Raw genomic sequence first — 16916 nt, forward strand, 5'->3', positions numbered from 1 at the left:
AAGAGGGAAGTTCTTCGGATCAGCTGTTCTCCAGCTCGACGTTCAGGCCGAGCGAGCGCATTTCCTTGACCAGCACGTTGAAGCTTTCCGGGATACCGGCTTCGAACGTGTCGTCGCCGCGGACGATCGACTCGTAGACCTTGGTCCGGCCGGCCACGTCGTCAGACTTCACCGTCAGCATTTCCTGCAGGGTGTAGGCCGCGCCGTAGGCTTCCAGAGCCCACACTTCCATTTCCCCGAAGCGCTGACCGCCGAACTGGGCCTTACCCCCCAGCGGCTGTTGCGTGACGAGCGAGTACGGACCGATCGAACGGGCGTGGATCTTGTCGTCGACCAAGTGGTGCAGCTTCAGCATGTAGATGTAGCCGACCGTGACCGGACGTTTGAACTGGTCGCCCGTCTGGCCGTCGAACAGGATCGACTGGCCCGAGGGGTCGAGACCCGCCATGCGCAGGTGGTCCTCGATATCGCCGATCCGCGCGCCGTCAAAGACGGGCGTGGCGATCGGAACGCCCTTTCCGAGGTTGCGGGCCAGTTCGACCAGCTCTTCCTCGGTTTCCGGCAGTTCCTCGTCAGGACCATAGATCTCGGTCAGACGATCGATCAGGGCCTGCTTCTGGCCACCGGCCTGCCAGTCCTCGAGCAGGGTGGTGATCTGCTTGCCGAGACCGGCGCAGGCCCAACCCAGGTGGGTTTCGAAGATCTGGCCGACGTTCATGCGCGAAGGCACGCCCAGCGGGTTCAGAACGACGTCCACATGCGTCCCGTCGGCGAGGAACGGCATGTCCTCGATCGGCAGGATGCGCGAGATGACGCCCTTGTTGCCGTGACGGCCGGCCATCTTGTCGCCGGGCTGAAGCTTGCGCTTCACGGCCACGAAGACCTTGACCATCTTCATCACGCCCGGAGGCAGTTCGTCGCCGCGCTGCAGCTTGTCGACCTTGTCCTCGAAGCGGCGGTCCAGACGCTTGCGGTTCTCGTCGAACAGCTTGCGCAGGCTTTCCAGTTCGCCCATCGCCTTCTCGTCTTCCAGGGCGATCTGCCACCAGAGGCCGGGTTGGACTTCCGACAGGTTCTCGGCCGAGATCTGGCCGCGCGACAGGCCCTTGGGGCCCGACAGCGCGACATTGCCGATCAGCAGCTCGCGCAGACGGCCCGAGATGTTGCGGTTCAGAATCGCGAATTCGTCGTCGCGGTCCTTGCCCAGCCGGTCGATTTCCGAGCGTTCGATGGCCAGGGCGCGTTCGTCCTTGTCGACGCCGTGACGGTTGAACACGCGAACATCGACGATCGTGCCGGCGACGCCCGGGGGCAGGCGCAGGCTGGTGTCGCGGACGTCCGAGGCCTTTTCACCGAAGATGGCGCGCAGGAGCTTTTCTTCCGGCGTCATGGGCGACTCCCCTTTCGGGGTGACCTTGCCGACCAGGATGTCGCCCGGCTGGACTTCGGCGCCGATCGCCACGATGCCCGCTTCGTCGAGGTTGCGCAGGGCTTCCTCGCCGACATTGGGAATGTCGCGGGTGATCTCTTCCGGGCCGAGCTTCGTATCGCGGGCCATGACTTCGAATTCCTCGATGTGGATCGAGGTGAAGACGTCGTCGCGGACGATGCGTTCGGAGATCAGGATCGAGTCTTCGAAGTTGTAGCCATTCCAGGGCATGAACGCGACGAGCGCGTTGCGGCCCAGGGCCAGTTCACCCAGCTCGGTCGAGGGACCGTCGGCGATGATGTCGCCGCTATTGATCCGGTCGCCCACCTTCACCAGCGGACGCTGGTTGATGCAGGTCGACTGGTTCGAGCGCTGGAACTTGCTGAGGCGGTAGATGTCGACGCCCGAACGGGCGGCGTCGGTTTCTTCCGTGGCGCGGACGACGATACGCGTACCGTCGATCTGCTCCACCACGCCGGTGCGCTTGGCGATGACCACGGCGCCCGAGTCACGGGCGACCACGGCTTCCATGCCGGTCCCGACAAGGGGAGCATCGGATTGCACGAGGGGCACGGCCTGACGCTGCATGTTCGAGCCCATCAGGGCGCGGTTGGCGTCATCGTTTTCCAGGAAGGGGATCAGGGCCGCGGCCACCGAAACCACTTGGCGCGGCGACACGTCCATCAGGTCGACCATCTCCTTTTGCAGGAGCGTGGGTTCGCCATTGATCCGGCCGGGCACCAGGTCGTCGACGATCTCGCCGTTCAACACCTTGATGTTGGACTGGGCGATGACGTGCTTCGACTCTTCCATGGCCGACATGTAGACGACCTCGTCGAGCGGCTTGCCGTCGGCGACGCGACGGTAGGGGCTCTCGATGAAGCCGTACTTGTTGACCCGGGCGTGGGTGGCCAGCGAGTTGATCAGGCCGATGTTCGGGCCTTCCGGCGTTTCGATCGGGCAGATGCGGCCGTAGTGGGTCGGGTGAACGTCGCGGACTTCGAAGCCGGCGCGCTCGCGGGTCAGACCGCCCGGGCCAAGCGCCGAGAGGCGGCGCTTGTGGGTGATCTCCGACAGCGGGTTGGTCTGGTCCATGAACTGCGACAGCTGCGAGGAGCCGAAGAATTCACGCACCGAGGCCGCGGCCGGCTTGGCGTTGATCAGGTCGTGCGGCATCACGGTGTCGATGTCGACGGACGACATGCGTTCCTTGATGGCGCGCTCCATGCGCAGCAGACCGACGCGGTACTGGTTTTCCAGCAGTTCGCCGACCGAACGCACCCGGCGGTTGCCGAGGTTGTCGATGTCGTCGATTTCGCCGCGACCGTCGCGCAGGCCGACCAGCAGCTTGAGGACCGCCAGCACGTCTTCCTTGCGAAGCACGCGCATCTCGTCCGAAGCGTCCAGCTCCAGCCGCATGTTCATCTTGACCCGGCCGACGGCCGACAGGTCGTAGCGTTCGGCGTCGAAGAACAGCGACTTGAACATCGCTTCGGCCGCTTCCACGGTCGGCGGCTCGCCCGGACGCATCACGCGATAGATGTCGAACAGCGCGTCCTCGCGGACGGCGTTCTTGTCGACGCGCAGGGTGTTGCGCATGTAGGCGCCGACCGTGACGTGGTCGATGTCCAGCACGTCGATGGTGCTGAAGCCTTGGGCGGCCAGGGCCTCGATCGAGGCGACGTCCAGCTCGTCGCCGGCTTCGGCGTAGATCTCGCCGTTCTCATAGTTGACGGCGTCGCGGGCCAGGTAGCGGCCGGTCAGGGCTTCGGGGGCCAGCAGCAAGGTCTTCAAGCCGCCGTCGGCCAGCTTCTTGGCTTGGCGGGCGGTGATCTTGATACCGCCCGGGGCCACTTCCTCGCCGGTGTCGGCGTCGATCAGGGCGAATTCCGGCTTCACGCCGCGCCAGCGCTCGGCCTTGTACGGGGTAGCCCAGCCTTCGGCGCCGGCCGTGGTGCGCTTCTCGAAGGGCACCACGTCATAGAAGGTCGTCAGGATCTCTTCGCCGTCCATCCCCAGGGCATAGAGGAAGGTGGTGGCGGGCAGTTTGCGGCGACGGTCGATGCGGACATAGACCACGTCCTTGGCGTCGAACTCGAAGTCGAGCCACGAGCCGCGATAGGGGATGACGCGGGCGGCGAACAGCAGCTTGCCCGAGGCGTGGGTCTTGCCCTTGTCGTGGTCGAAGAACACGCCGGGCGAGCGGTGCATCTGCGAGACGATGACCCGCTCGGTGCCGTTGACGATGAAGGTGCCTTTTTCCGTCATGAGCGGGATGTCGCCCATGTAGACGTCCTGCTCCTTGATGTCCTTGACGGACCGGGCCCCCGTCTCTTCTTCCGTTTCAAAGACGATCAGCCGCAGCTTGACCTTCAGCGGCGCCGCGAAGGTCATGTCGCGCTGGATGCATTCCTCAACGTCGTACTTGGGCTCTTCGAATTCGTACGAGACGTATTCGAGCACCGCGCGCTCGTTGAAGTCCTTGATCGGGAACACCGACTTGAAGACCGCCTCGATACCCTCGTCCTTGCGCACGCCCGGACGGACTTCGCGCTGCAGGAACTGTTCGTAGGAGGAGCGCTGAACCTCGATCAGGTTCGGCATCTGCACAGCTTCGGGGATGCGGCCGAAAGACTTCCGGATCCGCTTCTTGCCGGTGAAGGATTGCGCCATGTTTTTTCCCTGCGACGCGGAACTTGGAGTCCGCGCGTGAATTCGATTGTCTTAGCGTCCACCCTCGCCGTTCCCTTCTCGAGAGAACGCTGGACGCTGCAATTCCCCTATCGAGCGACCGGGACCGGAAGCTTGATGGGCGCCCCTTCGCGCGGGTCGGAGGGCAGCTGACCGCGCCTCGGGGCGTTAGATGCAGACACGCGCGTGCGCGTTCCGCCGAATGTCTTCGTGGGCTGGCGGATATAGGACAGGCGGGTGGGGATGGGAAGGGGCTTTATCCACAAAACCCTAACGGCGCGCCGGGAACCGGTCGCGCCTCATCTTCTCGCGGCCCGGCTCGCGCGTCAGACCTTCTTGAACACCCTGCCGACCAACGAGATCCCCAGCCCGATCAGGCAGATGAAGAAGGCGATCTTGGTCAGGGCAACGGCGATGTGGAACACGAAGCTGAGCAGACCGAAGACGATCATCAGAACGAGCAGCAGGGCGGCGAGCTTGAGCATGGGTCGGAAACGTCGCTCGGCCCACAAGGTTGCAGGGCCCGCGATAGCCTCGCAAATCGCGAGGCGAATGAACACCGATTATTCAGCTTCCGCAGCCATGCTCGATTTTCATCGCGTTATGAAAGTTTCCCGCATGACCGCCAAGTCCAACTGCGACGGTTGTCGCGACGGCGCCGGTTTCGACCTGCCGATCATCATGGCCTTCCAGCCGGTCGTCGACGCCAACGCCGGCACGGTGTTCGCCCATGAGGCCCTGGTGCGCGGGGCTGCGGGCGAAGGCGCGGGCTTCATCCTGTCCCAGGTCTCGGAAACCAATCGCTACGCCTTCGACCAGCTCTGCCGGGTCACGGCGATCGAGCAGGCCGCCGCCCTCAACATGGCCGCCGACGGGGCCAGCCTGTCGATCAATTTCCTGCCCAACGCCGTCTATGAGCCCCGGGCCTGTATCCGCCTGACCCTCGCGGCGGCGATGCGCACGGGCTTTCCGCTGAACCGGATCATCTTCGAGTTCACCGAGGTGGAGCGGCTCGACACCGACCACATCCTCCACATCCTGCGCAGCTACCGCGCCATGGGTTTCCAGACCGCGATCGACGATTTCGGGGCGGGCTACGCGGGACTGGGGCTGTTGTCGAAATTCCAGCCTGACCTGGTCAAGCTGGACATGGACCTGATCCGCGACATCGACACCAGCACGGTCAAGCAGACCATTGTCCGTTCGACCCTGGACATGCTGCGCGACCTGGGTGTCACGCCGATCTGCGAAGGCGTCGAAACCATCGCCGAGTACCAGGTGCTGCGCGAGCTCGGCGTCGACCTCATGCAGGGCTACTTGCTGGCCAAGCCCGCGCTCGACGCCTTGGCGACACCGGTCTGGCCGGGCCGGGAAGCCGTCCGCGCCAAGGTCGGCTGACCTGCGCCCCTACCCTTTCACCAAGACTGATCCCCAATAGAAAACGGCCCCGGAGGTTTCCCTCCGGAGCCGTTCACTTGGAGTCAGAGAACTGACACCGGCCACCCGCGCCGAGGCGCGGATCGTGAATTACTTCACGACGACGGTGGCGCCGGCTTCGGTCAGCTTCTTGGCGACTTCGTCGGCGACTTGCTTGGAGACGTTTTCGACGATGTTCTGCGGAGCGCCTTCGACCAGGTCCTTGGCTTCCTTCAGGCCGAGGTCCGGACGGACGCCGCGGACTTCCTTGATCACGTTGATCTTCTTCTCGCCACCGGCGGTCAGGACAACGGTGAACTCGGTTTGCACTTCGGCTTCTTCGACCGGGCCAGCGGCGGCGGCGGGGCCAGCGGCGGCGACCGGAGCGGCGGCCGAGACGCCCCACTTTTCTTCCAGCAGCTTCGACAGATCAGCGGCTTCGAGGACCGACAGGGTGGACAGTTCTTCAACCAGCTTTTCGAGCTTCGACATGTTCAATTTCCTTAGAGAATGAGGGGATTTGTGCGGAGATGACCGTTACGCGGCGTCTTTGGTCGCATAGGCGTTGAAGACGCGCGCCAGTTGGCCAGCCGGAGCCTGCAGGACGCCAGCGATCTTGGTCGCCGGAGCCTGGATGAGGCCGATAAGCTTGCCACGGATCTGGTCGAGCGACGGCAGCGTGGCGAGAGCGCGCACGGCCGTTTCGTCCAGAACCGTCGTCTGGCCCAGAATGCCGCCGACAAGCTTGAGCTTCTCGTTTTCCTTGGCGTACTGGGTGACGATCTTGGCGGCGGAGACAGGATCCTTGCCGAAGGCGATGGCGACCGGACCCGTGAACAGGGCGGCGCCCTCTTCACCGATCGAGCCGTTCAGGGCCTTCTGGACGAGGGTGTTCTTCACCACCTGGAACGTGGCCGATTCCTTGCGGAGGCGGCTACGCAGTTCAGTCATTTCCGCAACGGTCATGCCCATGTAGTGGGTCACGACGACAGCGCCGGCGCCTTCGAAAACGCTTTTCAGCGATTCGATCGACTCCTGCTTTTGAGCGCGGTCCATTGCGGTCTCCTACTCAATGACAGCGGCCGGACTATTCCGGCAGCCGAATGCTCGACGCATGAGGGATCGCTCCCGCACGCGAGTTGCATCAGCCTGTTCCAAGGAAAGTCAGCCGCGCGTCTCATCCCGAAGGCGAGCATGGCGTGGTCTTGTCCATCCCTGTCTCCCGACGGCGAGGAAGGGCTCTTCCTCGATTATGGCGCTGGTGACCCCACGCCCCGCTGTTCACAAACAGGTCTTCGCCGGGCGAGCCCGACGGAGAAGGGGCGGCGTATAGACGGTTTCGCGTGGAAGATCAACAGGCAGCATCCCCCGCTTTCCCTGGTGGGAGCAGGGTCTTTGACCTAAGCCGCCTTGCCTGGGATCACGGGGCTACGAAACGTCGCCGCCGGCTTATCGGCTTGCGCGGTCTGGACCAGGCAGCCGTACCAACCCATGCCCCTATAGGTCTCATACCCTGGCGTCAGGGCGTAACCGACCGTGCGGGCGCCCTCGGCATAGCTGCCCATGTCGCCGCTGGTGGTGTCGAGCTTGAAGGTTTCCTCCAGCACGCCCTTGCCGTCGGAGGAGGCCAGCACCCGGTGGTTCTGGTCCAGCAGCATGACCCTTGAGCGAGCGCGTTCGTCGTCGGTCAGGCGCACGCCGTCGACGATGGCCTGGGCCTGGGGCTTCCAGTCGAAATGCACGCCGAGCACGCCGATCACCTTGCCATTGGCCTGGCCGCCGGCCCGGATGGCGGTGGCGTAGGTGGCGACAGGGGCGTCGTTCAGCGCCCTGACCCGCGCGATGTCGCAGACGGTGAAGTCATCGCCCGACTGGGTGCGCAGGGCGTCCCTGAACCAGGCGGCGTCAGCCACCGACAGGGTCTTGGCGGCCGGGTACCTGTCGGGGCGGCCGCTGGCCACGACCTTGCCGGTCGCGTCGGCGACCCACAGGTCGAGATAGACCGTGTAGGCGTCGAGGATCACCTTCAGCCGCTGGCTGGCATAGCTGGAGGCTTCGCGCGACGGGGCGGCGACGCAATCGACCACGGCGCTGTCGGTGGCCCACCAGCGCACGTCGCAGGTGCGCTCATAGAGGTTGCGGTCGATGATCTCGATGGCGTTGAGGGCCAGATCGGCCAGGCGCTGGCCGCGCAGACGGCCCAGGATCGCCCCGCCGATCTTGGTCAACTCGTTGAGGTCGGCGCGCACCTGGCTTTCCAGGGCGGCGGCCACCACGTCGATCTGGGTGGAGATGGTCTTGAACTCTTCGGCCACGATCGCGAAGCCGCGACCAGCCTCGCCGGCGCGGGCGGCGACGATCAGGGCGTTGATCGCCAGCATCTTGGCCGAGCGGTTGACATAGGCGATCTCGCCGATCTTCTCGCCCGCCACGGCGCTGAGGCGCTCGGACAGTTCCAGGATGCGTTCCGGGCGGAGGCTGGCGTCTTCACCTGACATGGATGAGCTTCCCCCGAAACCGGCGGCGGGACCCGGAATAGCCGAATCGCTCGCCAGACAAGCGAGGATGACACCAGGGTCAGGTTCAGGGGATGGGGCCGGACGATGGGTCGCGCGTTTTCGGCCCGCGACCGTCAGGATCACCCGGGAATGCCCGACTTCGCGGCAGGGCCTGCCCGTGTCCGCCTAGGCGATAACCAAGATTGTGGCGAACGCTGTCATGAAAACCCGCGAAAAGCGTTGGGTGTTGGCGATGACACCGGTGGACAGGATTTCGGGGACACGCGATAATGGAGGCATTCAAGCCCCCTCTCTCTCCGCTCATCCTGACGAAGGTCGGGACCCAAGCGGCGCCATCGGGGTTGGCTCAAGAGACCCTTCAAGCTCGGCTTGGGTCCCGACTTTCGTCAGGATGAGCGGAATTGAAGGAGGGGAAACCACGATGATCCGCACCGCACTGGCCGCCGCCCTAGCCGCCATGGCCCTAGCCGCCGCCGTCACCGCCGCGCAGGCCGCGCCCCGCGAAATCCTTGCCTTCCCTGGCGCCGAGGGGGCCGGACGGCTGTCGGTCGGCGGACGGGGCGGGGCGGTGATCAAGGTCACCAATCTGGACGACACCGGACCTGGATCCCTGCGCGCCGCGATCGAGGCCAAGGGCCCGCGCACCGTGGTGTTCGAAGTGGCCGGCACGATCGCGCTCAGGACTCCGCTGAAGATCAGCCAGCCCAACATCACGATCGCCGGCCAGACCGCGCCGGGCGGCGGGATCACCCTGCGCGACCAGACCCTGATCGTCGCCGCCGACGACGTGGTGATCCGTTTCCTCCGCTCGCGCCTGGGCGACGAGAGCAAGACGGAAGGTGACGCCATCTGGATCAACAAGGGCCGCAGGATCATCCTCGACCACGTTTCCGCCAGTTGGTCGGTCGATGAGACCCTCTCGGCCAGCGCCCGTTACGACGAAGAGGGCCAGGGCTTTTATGACCTGACCGTCCAGTGGTCGATCATCGCTGAAAGCCTCCGCCACTCGATCCACGCCAAGGGCGACCACGGCTATGGCAGCCTGATCCGGGGCGGCGCCGGCGCCAAGATCAGCTTCCACCATAATCTGTGGGCCAACCACCTGGCCCGCATGCCGCGTCCCGGCAACTACGAGGGGCCGGAGAAGGATCCGCTCGGCGCGTTCTTCGAGTTCCGTTCCAACGTCTTTTACAACTGGGGCAAGGGCCATGCCGGCTACGACGCCGACAAGGCGGCCCTGGCGGCCTACAGCTTCATCGACAACAGCTATGTGATGGGGCCCGACAGTGTGAAACCCATCGCCTTCAACGAGAGCAACACCCTGGCCAAGGCCTGGTTCGCCGGCAACAGCATGAACGGCGTGGTCCCCGCCGATCCGTGGAGCCTGGTCGATGGAGTGCAGGCCCCGGGCTATCGCCAGGCGGGACCGATCGAGGTCGCGCCGGTGGCGGCCGATCCGGCGGCGAGCGCCTACGCGCGGGTGCTGAAGGACGCGGGCGCCTCGGTCTATCGCGACAGCGTCGACGCCCGGGTCGTGGCGGGCGTGCGCGACAAGACCGGCAAGCAGATCGACAGCCAGGCCCAGGTCGGCGGCTGGCCGGCGCTGGCGGCGGGCGTGGCGGCGGTCGACACCGATGGCGATGGCATGCCGGACGCCTGGGAAAAGGCCCACGGGCTGAAGCCGACCAAGGCCGACGGGGCGGCTCTGGCCAAGACCGGGTCGGGCTGGACCAACCTCGAGCTCTACCTGGCCGACGCGGCGGCCCGCCGGGGCGCCCTCTCGCTGCCCTGATCCTCGCGCGGCGAAAACCGGTGGGGGCGCGCCCCCACCGGTTGTACGCGACGTTGAACTAGGCGATGGCGCTCTCGACCTTGTAGGCCGGCTTGGCCTTGGCGGCGTCGCCGCTGCCCACGGTGAAGGAATAGTCGCTCCAATAGATCTTCACGAGGGCCGGCGAGCTGCTGTTGTACGACACCTCGTGCCATTCGCGGGTCGAGGAGAAGACGCTCAGATAGTAGATGTCGCCCGTCTGGTCCTCGAACGCCAGATACATCGAGCCGCTGAAAGCGCCGCTCGGACCCTGGGCGTCCACCCGCACCTGATAGTCGTAGATGCCGGCGATGGTCTGAAGGTCGATGGCGAAGACCGTTCCCCCATCATTGGCCACGACGCAGGCCTGGGGCGAATTGCCGTTCACGGTGGCCGACTGGCCCACCTGCATGCCGCCGGTGCAGGTTGCGGTGAAGTAGCCGCTGGTGCACTCGCCGCATTCGCCGCTGAAGTTTGCTATGCCGCTGCTCATCTTGGTTCCATCCCTATTGGGGCCGGGCCCCCGCCCGGTCACCTTGATCGACGCCCAGCGACAGTATCTTCGGGTCAAGCTTCGTGCAATTCCAAAGGGTTTTTTTCATTCACTCTACTCCAAGGTGACACGAGCGGATTCCGCTTGGCTTTGCCCCCCTGCCCGCTTTCCGCTAAACCCCCGCCCATGTCGCACAACACCTTCGGCCACCTGTTCCGCGTCACCACCTGGGGCGAAAGCCACGGCCCGGCTCTGGGCTGCGTGGTCGATGGCGTGCCGCCCGGCATCGCGATCAGCGCCGAGCAGATCCAGGCCTTCCTCGACAAGCGCCGGCCCGGCAATGGCAAGTTCGTCACCCAGCGCCAGGAGCCGGACGCCGTGCGCATCCTGTCGGGGGTGTTCGAGGACGCCCGCACCGACGGCCAGCGCACCACCGGCACGCCGATCAGCCTGATGATCGACAACACCGACCAGCGCTCCAAGGACTATGGCGAGATCGCCCAGGCCTTCCGGCCGGGTCATGCCGACTATCCCTATTTCGCCAAGTACGGCGTGCGCGACTATCGCGGCGGCGGGCGCAGCTCGGCCCGAGAGACCGCCGCGCGGGTGGCGGCCGGCGCGATCGCCCGGCTGGTGATCCCCGGCGTCACGGTGCGCGCCGCCCTGGTGCAGATCGGGCCTCACAAGGTCGACCGCGCCAACTGGGACTGGAACCAGACCGACGAGAACCCCTATTGGGCGCCCGACGCCGCCATCATCCCCGTCTGGGAAGAGCATCTGGAGGCCATCCGCAAGGCTGGGTCCTCCACCGGCGCCGTCGTCGAGGTCGAGGCCACGGGCGTGCCGGCCGGCTGGGGCGCGCCGCTGTACGGCAAGCTGGACGCCGAGATGGCCGCAGCCCTGATGTCGATCAACGCCGCCAAGGGCGTGGAGATCGGCGAGGGCTTCGCCTCGGCCGCCTTGTCGGGCGAGCAGAACGCCGACGAGATGCGGATGGGCAACGACGGCCCAGTGTTCCTGTCCAACCACGCCGGCGGCGTGTTGGGCGGCCTGTCGACGGGTCAGCCCGTGGTGGCGCGCGTGGCCTTCAAGCCAACCTCGTCGATCCTGACCCTTCGCCAGAGCCTTGACGAAAACGGCAACGAGGTGGATCTGCGCACCAAGGGCCGCCACGACCCCTGTGTGGGCATCCGAGGCGTGCCGGTGGTCGAGGCGATGACGGCTTGCGTGCTGGCCGACGCCTTCCTGCGCCATCGGGCCCAGACGGGCGGCGGGGCGTTTGTTCCCGGTGGCGAAGGACGGGTCTAGAGCATTTTTTGAGCGAAGTGGTTCCGGTTCGTGTGAAGAAAAATACGTCAAAACAAAAGATTGGAGCTCTCGGCCTGACGCAGTCGGGTCGCGAAATGCTCTAGCGCTCTCCCTTGCGCGCTTCCGGCCATTCCTCGGGCCGGATCATCATGGTCCGCCGCAGGAAGGGCGACTGGACGCGGTCATAAGCCTGCAAGTCAAGATCTCGGCAGAGCAGCTCAAGCAGTTCAGCGCCACTGAGGTCGGGAGCCGGCGCATCGTGAATCTGGCTCCACAGCTCCAGAGCTTCGCGCTTGATGAGATCGTCCCGAGAAGTCATGTCGATACAAATTCCTTCTCCCACACAACTATTCGGTGGCGCGACTCGTTCCTATTTTTTCGTTGACAAAAAGTAATCAAGGCAAATTGTCGTTAAGTATAACCTCGCGAAGCCGGCGCGCCGGACTCTTGTGAGCGCTAGATCAGCCATTTCACGTCTGCCGTCAGACACCAGGCCGGCCTCTGCCCCGGTGATCATGATCACCGGCCACTCCACGATGCGCCGGGTGGCCGAGGCGCGCGACGCGGGGGTCAACGAGTTGCTAGCCAAGCCGGTGACGGCGCGCGGGGTGATCGACCCCATCAACCTGATCATCGAGCATCCCCGCCCGTTGATCCGCTGCGAGAACTATTTCGGTCCGGACCGCCGGCGTCGCCCCGAGCCGGGTTCAAGGGGCCGCATCGGCGTTCTGGCGAACCGGGGGCCGTGGACGGTCAATATTAGCGCCTCCGACGATGATGGACACATAGCGGCCATCCGACACGGCGACGGTGCGAGCGCGCCGCGCTAGAAGGCGGCCCTCAATTTCCCTGTGAGCGCTCTCATGACCCCGCGTCCCTTTCTCCTCGCCCTGTCCCTGACCGCCATCGCCCTGAGCGCCCAGGGCTGCCTGGTCGCCGCGGCCGGCGGCGCGGTGGTGGGGGCAACCGGGGCCGTGGTCGGAACAGCCGGCAAGGTCGTGGTCGGGACCGGCAAGGCCGTCATCCCCGGTGAGAGCAAGAAGGATCGGGAGAAGCGGGAATACAAGGAATGGAAGAAGGCGCGGCGCTAAGCTGGCCAAAGCCCAGGATGGACGTTTCAGCTATGGCTTGGCGCGCCGTTTCGGGGACGCGGTTGGTGGTGGCGAAACGCCGGCGAGCGGCGAAAAAAGGCGGCCGCCCCACCAGATCGGCTGGTGCAGGTCATGGACGATTCGATGCGCCTCGGGATGGTTGTCGTTGATCAGGATATTCCGCTCCATCCGGGCGACGACGCTCGGCACGATCAGCAACAGAGACCGTTTCGACCGCCACCATGCTTCGCCATAGGTCTTGGAAACGATGCAGTCCTCGGCCTCCCAGCCAGGGTGGTGAGCGGTTGAAAACATCTCGTAGGACACCCCCGACGGGATCGTGATGCTGATCCAGTGCTGGTTGGGGGGCATGCGCCCGGCGCCATGGACGAGTTTTTCCAGCATCGCGGCGCTGTAGTGTTCGCTTGTATAGATCATCGGGCTGAGACTGGTGTTCCAGCGCCCCGGCCAAAGCTTGGAACCCGTCGAGTCGAAGATCGGATAATCGCCCGCCGGGTCGCCAATCCGATAGGCCGTGAGGACGCGGTCCAGGACCTGCCCGCTCACACAGCCGATACGTACTGCAGACGGCCCAGGACGCCTTCCACGATCGGCCGGCCCAGTTCGCTTTCGAGCACGACATCAATCGGCCGCCGCCCGTGCATGAGCGGGTGCGCCTCGAACATGAACCGGCGCGCCTCCTCCTCCCCACCCCAGACCTCGACCGCCATCGCCCAGACGCCGGCCAGCCGGGCCAGGCGCGCGCCCTCTTCGACCGACAGCCGGCTCTCGGCGCGATCCTTGGCTGTGGCGAAGGCCCTTCGGCGGCGCGCCAGGGTCGCCCGGGCAATGATCCGGAAGGCGAACTTGTTGTCGGACGGCGCCAGGAAATGAGCGACACGATCCAGCGAGGTGAGCGGCAGCCCTTTTTCCACCGCCGACATCAGCCTGAGCCTGAAGGGACCCGGCGCGGTGATGCCGAGCACCTTCGAAACCGGGTCAAGATTGGTCGTCACGATGACTCTCCGCAGCCGATCTCACGTGAGACGCAATATGGACCCCAGCGGGATCGTCTTTAAGCGATCCCGTCGAGGCTTGAGCGCCGCAGTGGGAGGCCGTCGTCACGGCCGAGCTCACACCCCCACCGCTCCGCCTGGCAGGAACAGCCGCATCGGCCGCACCTCGTAGGCGCCGTTGGGATTGGCCTCGCCCAGCTGACCGGCCACGTCCAGGGCGGCGTCCATGTCGGCGACGTCGATGACGTAGAAGCCCAGGAACTGCTCCTTGGTCTCGGCGAACGGGCCGTCGACCACGAAGGGCGCGTCGCCCTTCATCAGGGTCTTGGCCGTGCCCGTGGCCTGCAGGCGGCCGGAAGGACCCAGCTTGCCCTCGGCCACCAGCCTGTCGTGGACGACGGTGAGGCGGCCCATCACGGCGGCGTCCTCCTGCGGCGTCCAGCCCATGACCTCTGCTTCGTTGTTGTAGCACAGCAGCATGTAGAGCATTCGCGACCATTCCCTAGCGTCATGGGACGCCAGGGATAGGGCAAGGCGCCGCGCGTTGGAAGACCGGCGTTCTCAAACAGCTTCAAACCAACACTTTTACAGCACCAGCGCGCAGCTCTCGCCGATCGTCGGGCGCGAGATCACCACGCGCGACAGGCCGGGAAACCGCGGCGTCAGGCGCTCGGCGAAATAGAGGCACAGGCGCTCAAGCGTCGGACTTTCCAGCCCCGGGCGATCGTTGAGCAGGCCGTGGTCCAACTCGGCGGCCACCGCCTTCAGGGCGCCGTCCAGGCCGTCCAAGTCAGCCACCCAGCCTGCCTCCTGCATCGCGCCACGCACGCTGGCCTCGACCTTGAACGAATGGCCGTGCAGCTTGCGGTAGCGATGGTCGGCGGGACCTTGCTCGATATAGTGGGCCGCATCAAAATGCGCGGCCTTCGTGATCTCGAAGACGGGGCTCATACAGGTACTTCTTTTGACAAGGCCTGGGAGGCTCTAGCGACCCGACCCTGTCACCAGGTCGAGCGCCTTATCCGTCAGGGCAGGCCGAGATATTTGTGTGTCTGGACGCTTAAACGCCATTGAGGGTGGGAAAGGCAATAGGCGACGGCCAAGTGCGTGTTCCGCTCGCGGTCGGGGCCGTCCATCGGCTGCAGGTAGAAGCGCTCGAAATTCAGGGCCGCGAAGCGCTCGGGAAGCGCTTTGTCCTGGGGGTAGACCAGCTTCAGTTCCTGGCCCGAGGTCTGGACGACCGGCGCGTCGGCCTTGGGGCTGACACACACCCAATCGATCCCCGTGGGCGCCTCGACAGTGCCATTGGTCTCGACGGCGATCATGAAGCTGCGGGCATGGAAGGCGTCGATCAGCCGGCTGTCCAGCTGCAGCAGAGGCTCGCCGCCCGTGCAGACCACCAGGCGGTCGTCGGGGCCGCCGGTCCAGGCGGCTTCCACCGCCGCGACCAGAGCTTCGGGCGTGGCGAACTTGCCGCCTCCCTCGCCATCCGTGCCGACGAAGTCGGTGTCACAAAAGGTGCAGATGGCCTTGTGGCGGTCCTGTTCACGGCCGGTCCACAGGTTGCAGCCGGCGAACCGGCAAAACACCGCCGCCTTGCCCGCTTGGCCGCCCTCGCCCTGCAAGGTGAGGAAGATTTCCTTGACGCTGTAGGTCATGACGAACGCCCTTCCCTCTCCCCTTGCGGGAGAGGGTGGCCCGCGAAGCGGGTTGGGCCTTGCGGGAGAGGGTGGCCCGCGAAGCGGGTTGGGCCTTGCGGGAGAGGGTGGTCCGCGAAGCGGGTCGGGCCTTGCGGGAGAGGGTGGCCCGCGAAGCGGGTCGGGCCTTGCGGGAGAGGGTGGTCCGCGAAGCGGGTCGGGTGAGGGGTTGAAGGTCGGTTCAGTCGCGAAATGCTGAACGACGGGGCGGAGAGGTTTGAGAGACCCCTCATCCGACGGCTTCGCCGCCATCTTCTCCCGCAAGGGGAGAAGGAAGAGGGATCCGCCCGCCCGCGTCCCATTCTTCATAGCCCTTCTGGCGAAGGTCGCAGGCCGGGCATTCGCCGCACCCATGACCCCAGGCATGCAGTTCGCCGCGTTCGCCCTGGTAGCAGGTATGGCTCTCGACCACGATCAGGTCGACAAGCGCCTCGCCACCCAGGGTCTTGGCCAGGGCCCAGGTCTGCGCCTTGGTCAGCTTCATCAGCGGTGTCTCGACGCTGAAGTCGCGGTCCATGCCCAGATTCAGCGCCAGTTGCATGGCGTCCAGCGTGTCGCGGCGACAGTCGGGATAGCCGGAGAAGTCGGTCTCGCACATGCCGCCCACCAAGGCGCCCAGGCCCCGGCGGTCGGCCAGGGCGGCGGCGTAGATCAGGAACACCAGATTGCGGCCGGGCACGAAGGTCGACGGCAGGCCGCGCTCGGTCATCTCGATGGCGACATCAGCGGTCAAGGCGCTTTGGGCCACCGCGCCAAAGCCCTTGAGGTCCAGCACATGGTCCTCGCCCAGGCGATCGGCCCACTGGGGGAAGCGCGTGGCGATCTGGTGACGCACGTCGACGCGCGCCTCCATCTCGATGACATGGCGCTGGCCATAGTCGAAGCCGACGGTCTCGACGCGGTCGTAGCGTCCCAGCGCCCAGGCCAGGCAGACGCTGCTGTCCTGGCCGCCCGAGAACAGCACCAGGGCGGTCTTGGCGCGCGCGGGATCGCCCGCGATGGTGGAGTAGGAGATGGTGGACATCGGCCGTCTGTAGCACGAGGCGGGAGCAGCCCGAAACGGTCCAGACCGGTCCCGCACGCCACAACCGGCTGGCATCTTCAGGAACAACGACATTCTAGCTGTACCTTCGGCGCGAATAGGACACTATGCTCAAAGCACGCCCCCAGAGGCGATCAAGGTTTCCCGACCTGAAACCACGCTTGACGCTACGTCACGCGCCGGACCGGTTTTTCTAAATCCGGTGAAAACTTACCCCTGTCAGGTGAATGTGACCCTAGGTAAAGTGAAAAGGTGTAACCTATCGCTGATTACTTACGCCAAGACCGGTTGACAGCCCAAGTTCCCAAGTATGCAATCCCCTTATGCTGCGAGGGGTCGGCCGTACGCCCGCGTAGTCGATGAAAGTGCGGCGCCGAGGAAACAACGAGATGTCAGCAGGGTCC

At 65.4% G+C, this 16916-nt stretch carries 18 protein-coding genes; 5 read left to right on the forward strand and 13 right to left on the reverse strand.

Annotated features, from left to right (window positions below):
- Positions 1–19: 19 nt before the first annotated feature.
- Both rpoB and ACP696_RS13515 read right to left on the reverse strand, forming a co-directional pair.
- A complete protein-coding gene (rpoB, locus tag ACP696_RS13510) occupies positions 20–4102 on the reverse strand; it encodes a DNA-directed RNA polymerase subunit beta (protein WP_426009254.1) in 4083 nt (1360 codons plus the stop codon).
- Between the two features lie 344 nt (positions 4103–4446).
- Positions 4447–4605 carry a hypothetical protein gene (locus ACP696_RS13515; protein ID WP_426009256.1) on the reverse strand — a complete coding sequence of 53 codons (159 nt, stop codon included), beginning with the start codon at positions 4603–4605 and terminating at the stop codon, positions 4447–4449.
- A gap of 133 nt (positions 4606–4738) precedes the next feature.
- On the opposite strand from ACP696_RS13515, the gene ACP696_RS13520 reads away from it, so the two are divergent.
- On the forward strand, positions 4739–5518 hold the full coding sequence (locus tag ACP696_RS13520) for an EAL domain-containing protein (protein ID WP_426030134.1): 780 nt from the start codon (positions 4739–4741) through the stop codon (positions 5516–5518).
- 129 nt (positions 5519–5647) lie between these two features.
- Here the strand turns inward: ACP696_RS13520 and rplL are convergent, their stop codons facing one another.
- The 3 genes from rplL to ACP696_RS13535 form a co-directional block, all read right to left on the reverse strand.
- Entirely contained in the window at positions 5648–6028 is a 381-nt protein-coding gene (gene rplL, locus ACP696_RS13525) for a 50S ribosomal protein L7/L12 (RefSeq protein WP_426009262.1), read from the reverse strand.
- 45 nt (positions 6029–6073) lie between these two features.
- Entirely contained in the window at positions 6074–6592 is a 519-nt protein-coding gene (rplJ, locus tag ACP696_RS13530) for a 50S ribosomal protein L10 (RefSeq protein ID WP_426009264.1), read from the reverse strand.
- Between the two features lie 344 nt (positions 6593–6936).
- Positions 6937–8034 carry a methyl-accepting chemotaxis protein gene (locus tag ACP696_RS13535; RefSeq protein WP_426043903.1) on the reverse strand — a complete coding sequence of 366 codons (1098 nt, stop codon included), beginning with the start codon at positions 8032–8034 and terminating at the stop codon, positions 6937–6939.
- Between the two features lie 442 nt (positions 8035–8476).
- Between ACP696_RS13535 and ACP696_RS13540 the strand changes: the two genes are divergently transcribed.
- Entirely contained in the window at positions 8477–9847 is a 1371-nt protein-coding gene (locus ACP696_RS13540; protein ID WP_426043904.1) for a pectate lyase, read from the forward strand.
- A gap of 58 nt (positions 9848–9905) precedes the next feature.
- Here ACP696_RS13540 and ACP696_RS13545 read toward each other — a convergent pair whose 3' ends face one another.
- A complete protein-coding gene (locus ACP696_RS13545; RefSeq protein ID WP_426009272.1) occupies positions 9906–10358 on the reverse strand; it encodes a hypothetical protein in 453 nt (150 codons plus the stop codon).
- Positions 10359–10544: 186 nt separating this feature from the next.
- On the opposite strand from ACP696_RS13545, the gene aroC reads away from it, so the two are divergent.
- Complete coding sequence (gene aroC / locus ACP696_RS13550) at positions 10545–11666, forward strand: chorismate synthase (protein WP_426043905.1); 1122 nt, start codon at positions 10545–10547, stop codon at positions 11664–11666.
- 100 nt (positions 11667–11766) lie between these two features.
- On the opposite strand, the gene ACP696_RS13555 is transcribed toward aroC, so the two are convergent.
- The gene (locus ACP696_RS13555) at positions 11767–11985 is read right to left on the reverse strand and encodes a hypothetical protein (protein WP_426009278.1); all 219 of its coding nucleotides are present in this window, start codon (positions 11983–11985) and stop codon (positions 11767–11769) included.
- 196 nt (positions 11986–12181) lie between these two features.
- Here ACP696_RS13555 and ACP696_RS13560 point away from each other — a divergent pair, with 196 nt between their 5' ends.
- Together ACP696_RS13560 and ACP696_RS13565 are read left to right on the forward strand one after the other, a co-directional pair.
- Positions 12182–12496 (forward strand): hypothetical protein, encoded by a 315-nt coding sequence (locus ACP696_RS13560; RefSeq protein WP_426043906.1) that lies wholly within the window; start codon positions 12182–12184, stop codon positions 12494–12496.
- Positions 12497–12529: 33 nt separating this feature from the next.
- Positions 12530–12757 (forward strand): hypothetical protein, encoded by a 228-nt coding sequence (locus ACP696_RS13565; protein ID WP_426009284.1) that lies wholly within the window; start codon positions 12530–12532, stop codon positions 12755–12757.
- 30 nt (positions 12758–12787) lie between these two features.
- Here the strand turns inward: ACP696_RS13565 and ACP696_RS13570 are convergent, their stop codons facing one another.
- The 6 genes from ACP696_RS13570 to queC all read right to left on the reverse strand — a co-directional run bounded on the left by ACP696_RS13570 (position 12788) and on the right by queC (position 16494).
- Positions 12788–13324 carry an RES family NAD+ phosphorylase gene (locus ACP696_RS13570; RefSeq protein ID WP_426009287.1) on the reverse strand — a complete coding sequence of 179 codons (537 nt, stop codon included), beginning with the start codon at positions 13322–13324 and terminating at the stop codon, positions 12788–12790.
- Complete coding sequence (locus tag ACP696_RS13575) at positions 13321–13773, reverse strand: antitoxin Xre/MbcA/ParS toxin-binding domain-containing protein (RefSeq protein WP_426009289.1); 453 nt, start codon at positions 13771–13773, stop codon at positions 13321–13323. Before ACP696_RS13575 ends, ACP696_RS13570 begins: the two co-directional genes overlap by 4 nt.
- Positions 13774–13890: 117 nt before the next feature.
- The gene (locus ACP696_RS13580; RefSeq protein ID WP_426009292.1) at positions 13891–14262 is read right to left on the reverse strand and encodes a YciI family protein; all 372 of its coding nucleotides are present in this window, start codon (positions 14260–14262) and stop codon (positions 13891–13893) included.
- 96 nt (positions 14263–14358) lie between these two features.
- Complete coding sequence (locus ACP696_RS13585; RefSeq protein ID WP_426009294.1) at positions 14359–14724, reverse strand: 6-pyruvoyl trahydropterin synthase family protein; 366 nt, start codon at positions 14722–14724, stop codon at positions 14359–14361.
- Positions 14725–14798: 74 nt separating this feature from the next.
- Positions 14799–15431: a 7-carboxy-7-deazaguanine synthase gene (queE, locus tag ACP696_RS13590; RefSeq protein WP_426009297.1), complete on the reverse strand. Its 633-nt coding sequence runs from the start codon at positions 15429–15431 to the stop codon at positions 14799–14801.
- Between the two features lie 268 nt (positions 15432–15699).
- Positions 15700–16494 (reverse strand): 7-cyano-7-deazaguanine synthase QueC, encoded by a 795-nt coding sequence (queC, locus tag ACP696_RS13595; RefSeq protein ID WP_426009300.1) that lies wholly within the window; start codon positions 16492–16494, stop codon positions 15700–15702.
- Between the last annotated feature and the right edge of the window lie 422 nt (positions 16495–16916).

Source organism: Caulobacter sp. DWR3-1-2, assembly GCF_049896225.1.
In the GTDB taxonomy this organism is placed as follows: Bacteria; Pseudomonadota; Alphaproteobacteria; order Caulobacterales; family Caulobacteraceae; genus Caulobacter.

Coding starts and splice junctions, on each gene's coding strand:
- rpoB (WP_426009254.1), bottom strand. CDS start 4,102: ATGGCGCAATCCTTCACCGGCAAGAAGCGGATCCGGAAGTCTTTCGGC.
- ACP696_RS13515 (WP_426009256.1), bottom strand. CDS start 4,605: ATGCTCAAGCTCGCCGCCCTGCTGCTCGTTCTGATGATCGTCTTCGGT.
- ACP696_RS13520 (WP_426030134.1), top strand. CDS start 4,739: ATGACCGCCAAGTCCAACTGCGACGGTTGTCGCGACGGCGCCGGTTTC.
- rplL (WP_426009262.1), bottom strand. CDS start 6,028: ATGTCGAAGCTCGAAAAGCTGGTTGAAGAACTGTCCACCCTGTCGGTC.
- rplJ (WP_426009264.1), bottom strand. CDS start 6,592: ATGGACCGCGCTCAAAAGCAGGAGTCGATCGAATCGCTGAAAAGCGTT.
- ACP696_RS13535 (WP_426043903.1), bottom strand. CDS start 8,034: ATGTCAGGTGAAGACGCCAGCCTCCGCCCGGAACGCATCCTGGAACTG.
- ACP696_RS13540 (WP_426043904.1), top strand. CDS start 8,477: ATGATCCGCACCGCACTGGCCGCCGCCCTAGCCGCCATGGCCCTAGCC.
- ACP696_RS13545 (WP_426009272.1), bottom strand. CDS start 10,358: ATGAGCAGCGGCATAGCAAACTTCAGCGGCGAATGCGGCGAGTGCACC.
- aroC (WP_426043905.1), top strand. CDS start 10,545: ATGTCGCACAACACCTTCGGCCACCTGTTCCGCGTCACCACCTGGGGC.
- ACP696_RS13555 (WP_426009278.1), bottom strand. CDS start 11,985: ATGACTTCTCGGGACGATCTCATCAAGCGCGAAGCTCTGGAGCTGTGG.
- ACP696_RS13560 (WP_426043906.1), top strand. CDS start 12,182: ATGATCACCGGCCACTCCACGATGCGCCGGGTGGCCGAGGCGCGCGAC.
- ACP696_RS13565 (WP_426009284.1), top strand. CDS start 12,530: ATGACCCCGCGTCCCTTTCTCCTCGCCCTGTCCCTGACCGCCATCGCC.
- ACP696_RS13580 (WP_426009292.1), bottom strand. CDS start 14,262: ATGCTCTACATGCTGCTGTGCTACAACAACGAAGCAGAGGTCATGGGC.
- ACP696_RS13585 (WP_426009294.1), bottom strand. CDS start 14,724: ATGAGCCCCGTCTTCGAGATCACGAAGGCCGCGCATTTTGATGCGGCC.
- queE (WP_426009297.1), bottom strand. CDS start 15,431: ATGACCTACAGCGTCAAGGAAATCTTCCTCACCTTGCAGGGCGAGGGC.
- queC (WP_426009300.1), bottom strand. CDS start 16,494: ATGTCCACCATCTCCTACTCCACCATCGCGGGCGATCCCGCGCGCGCC.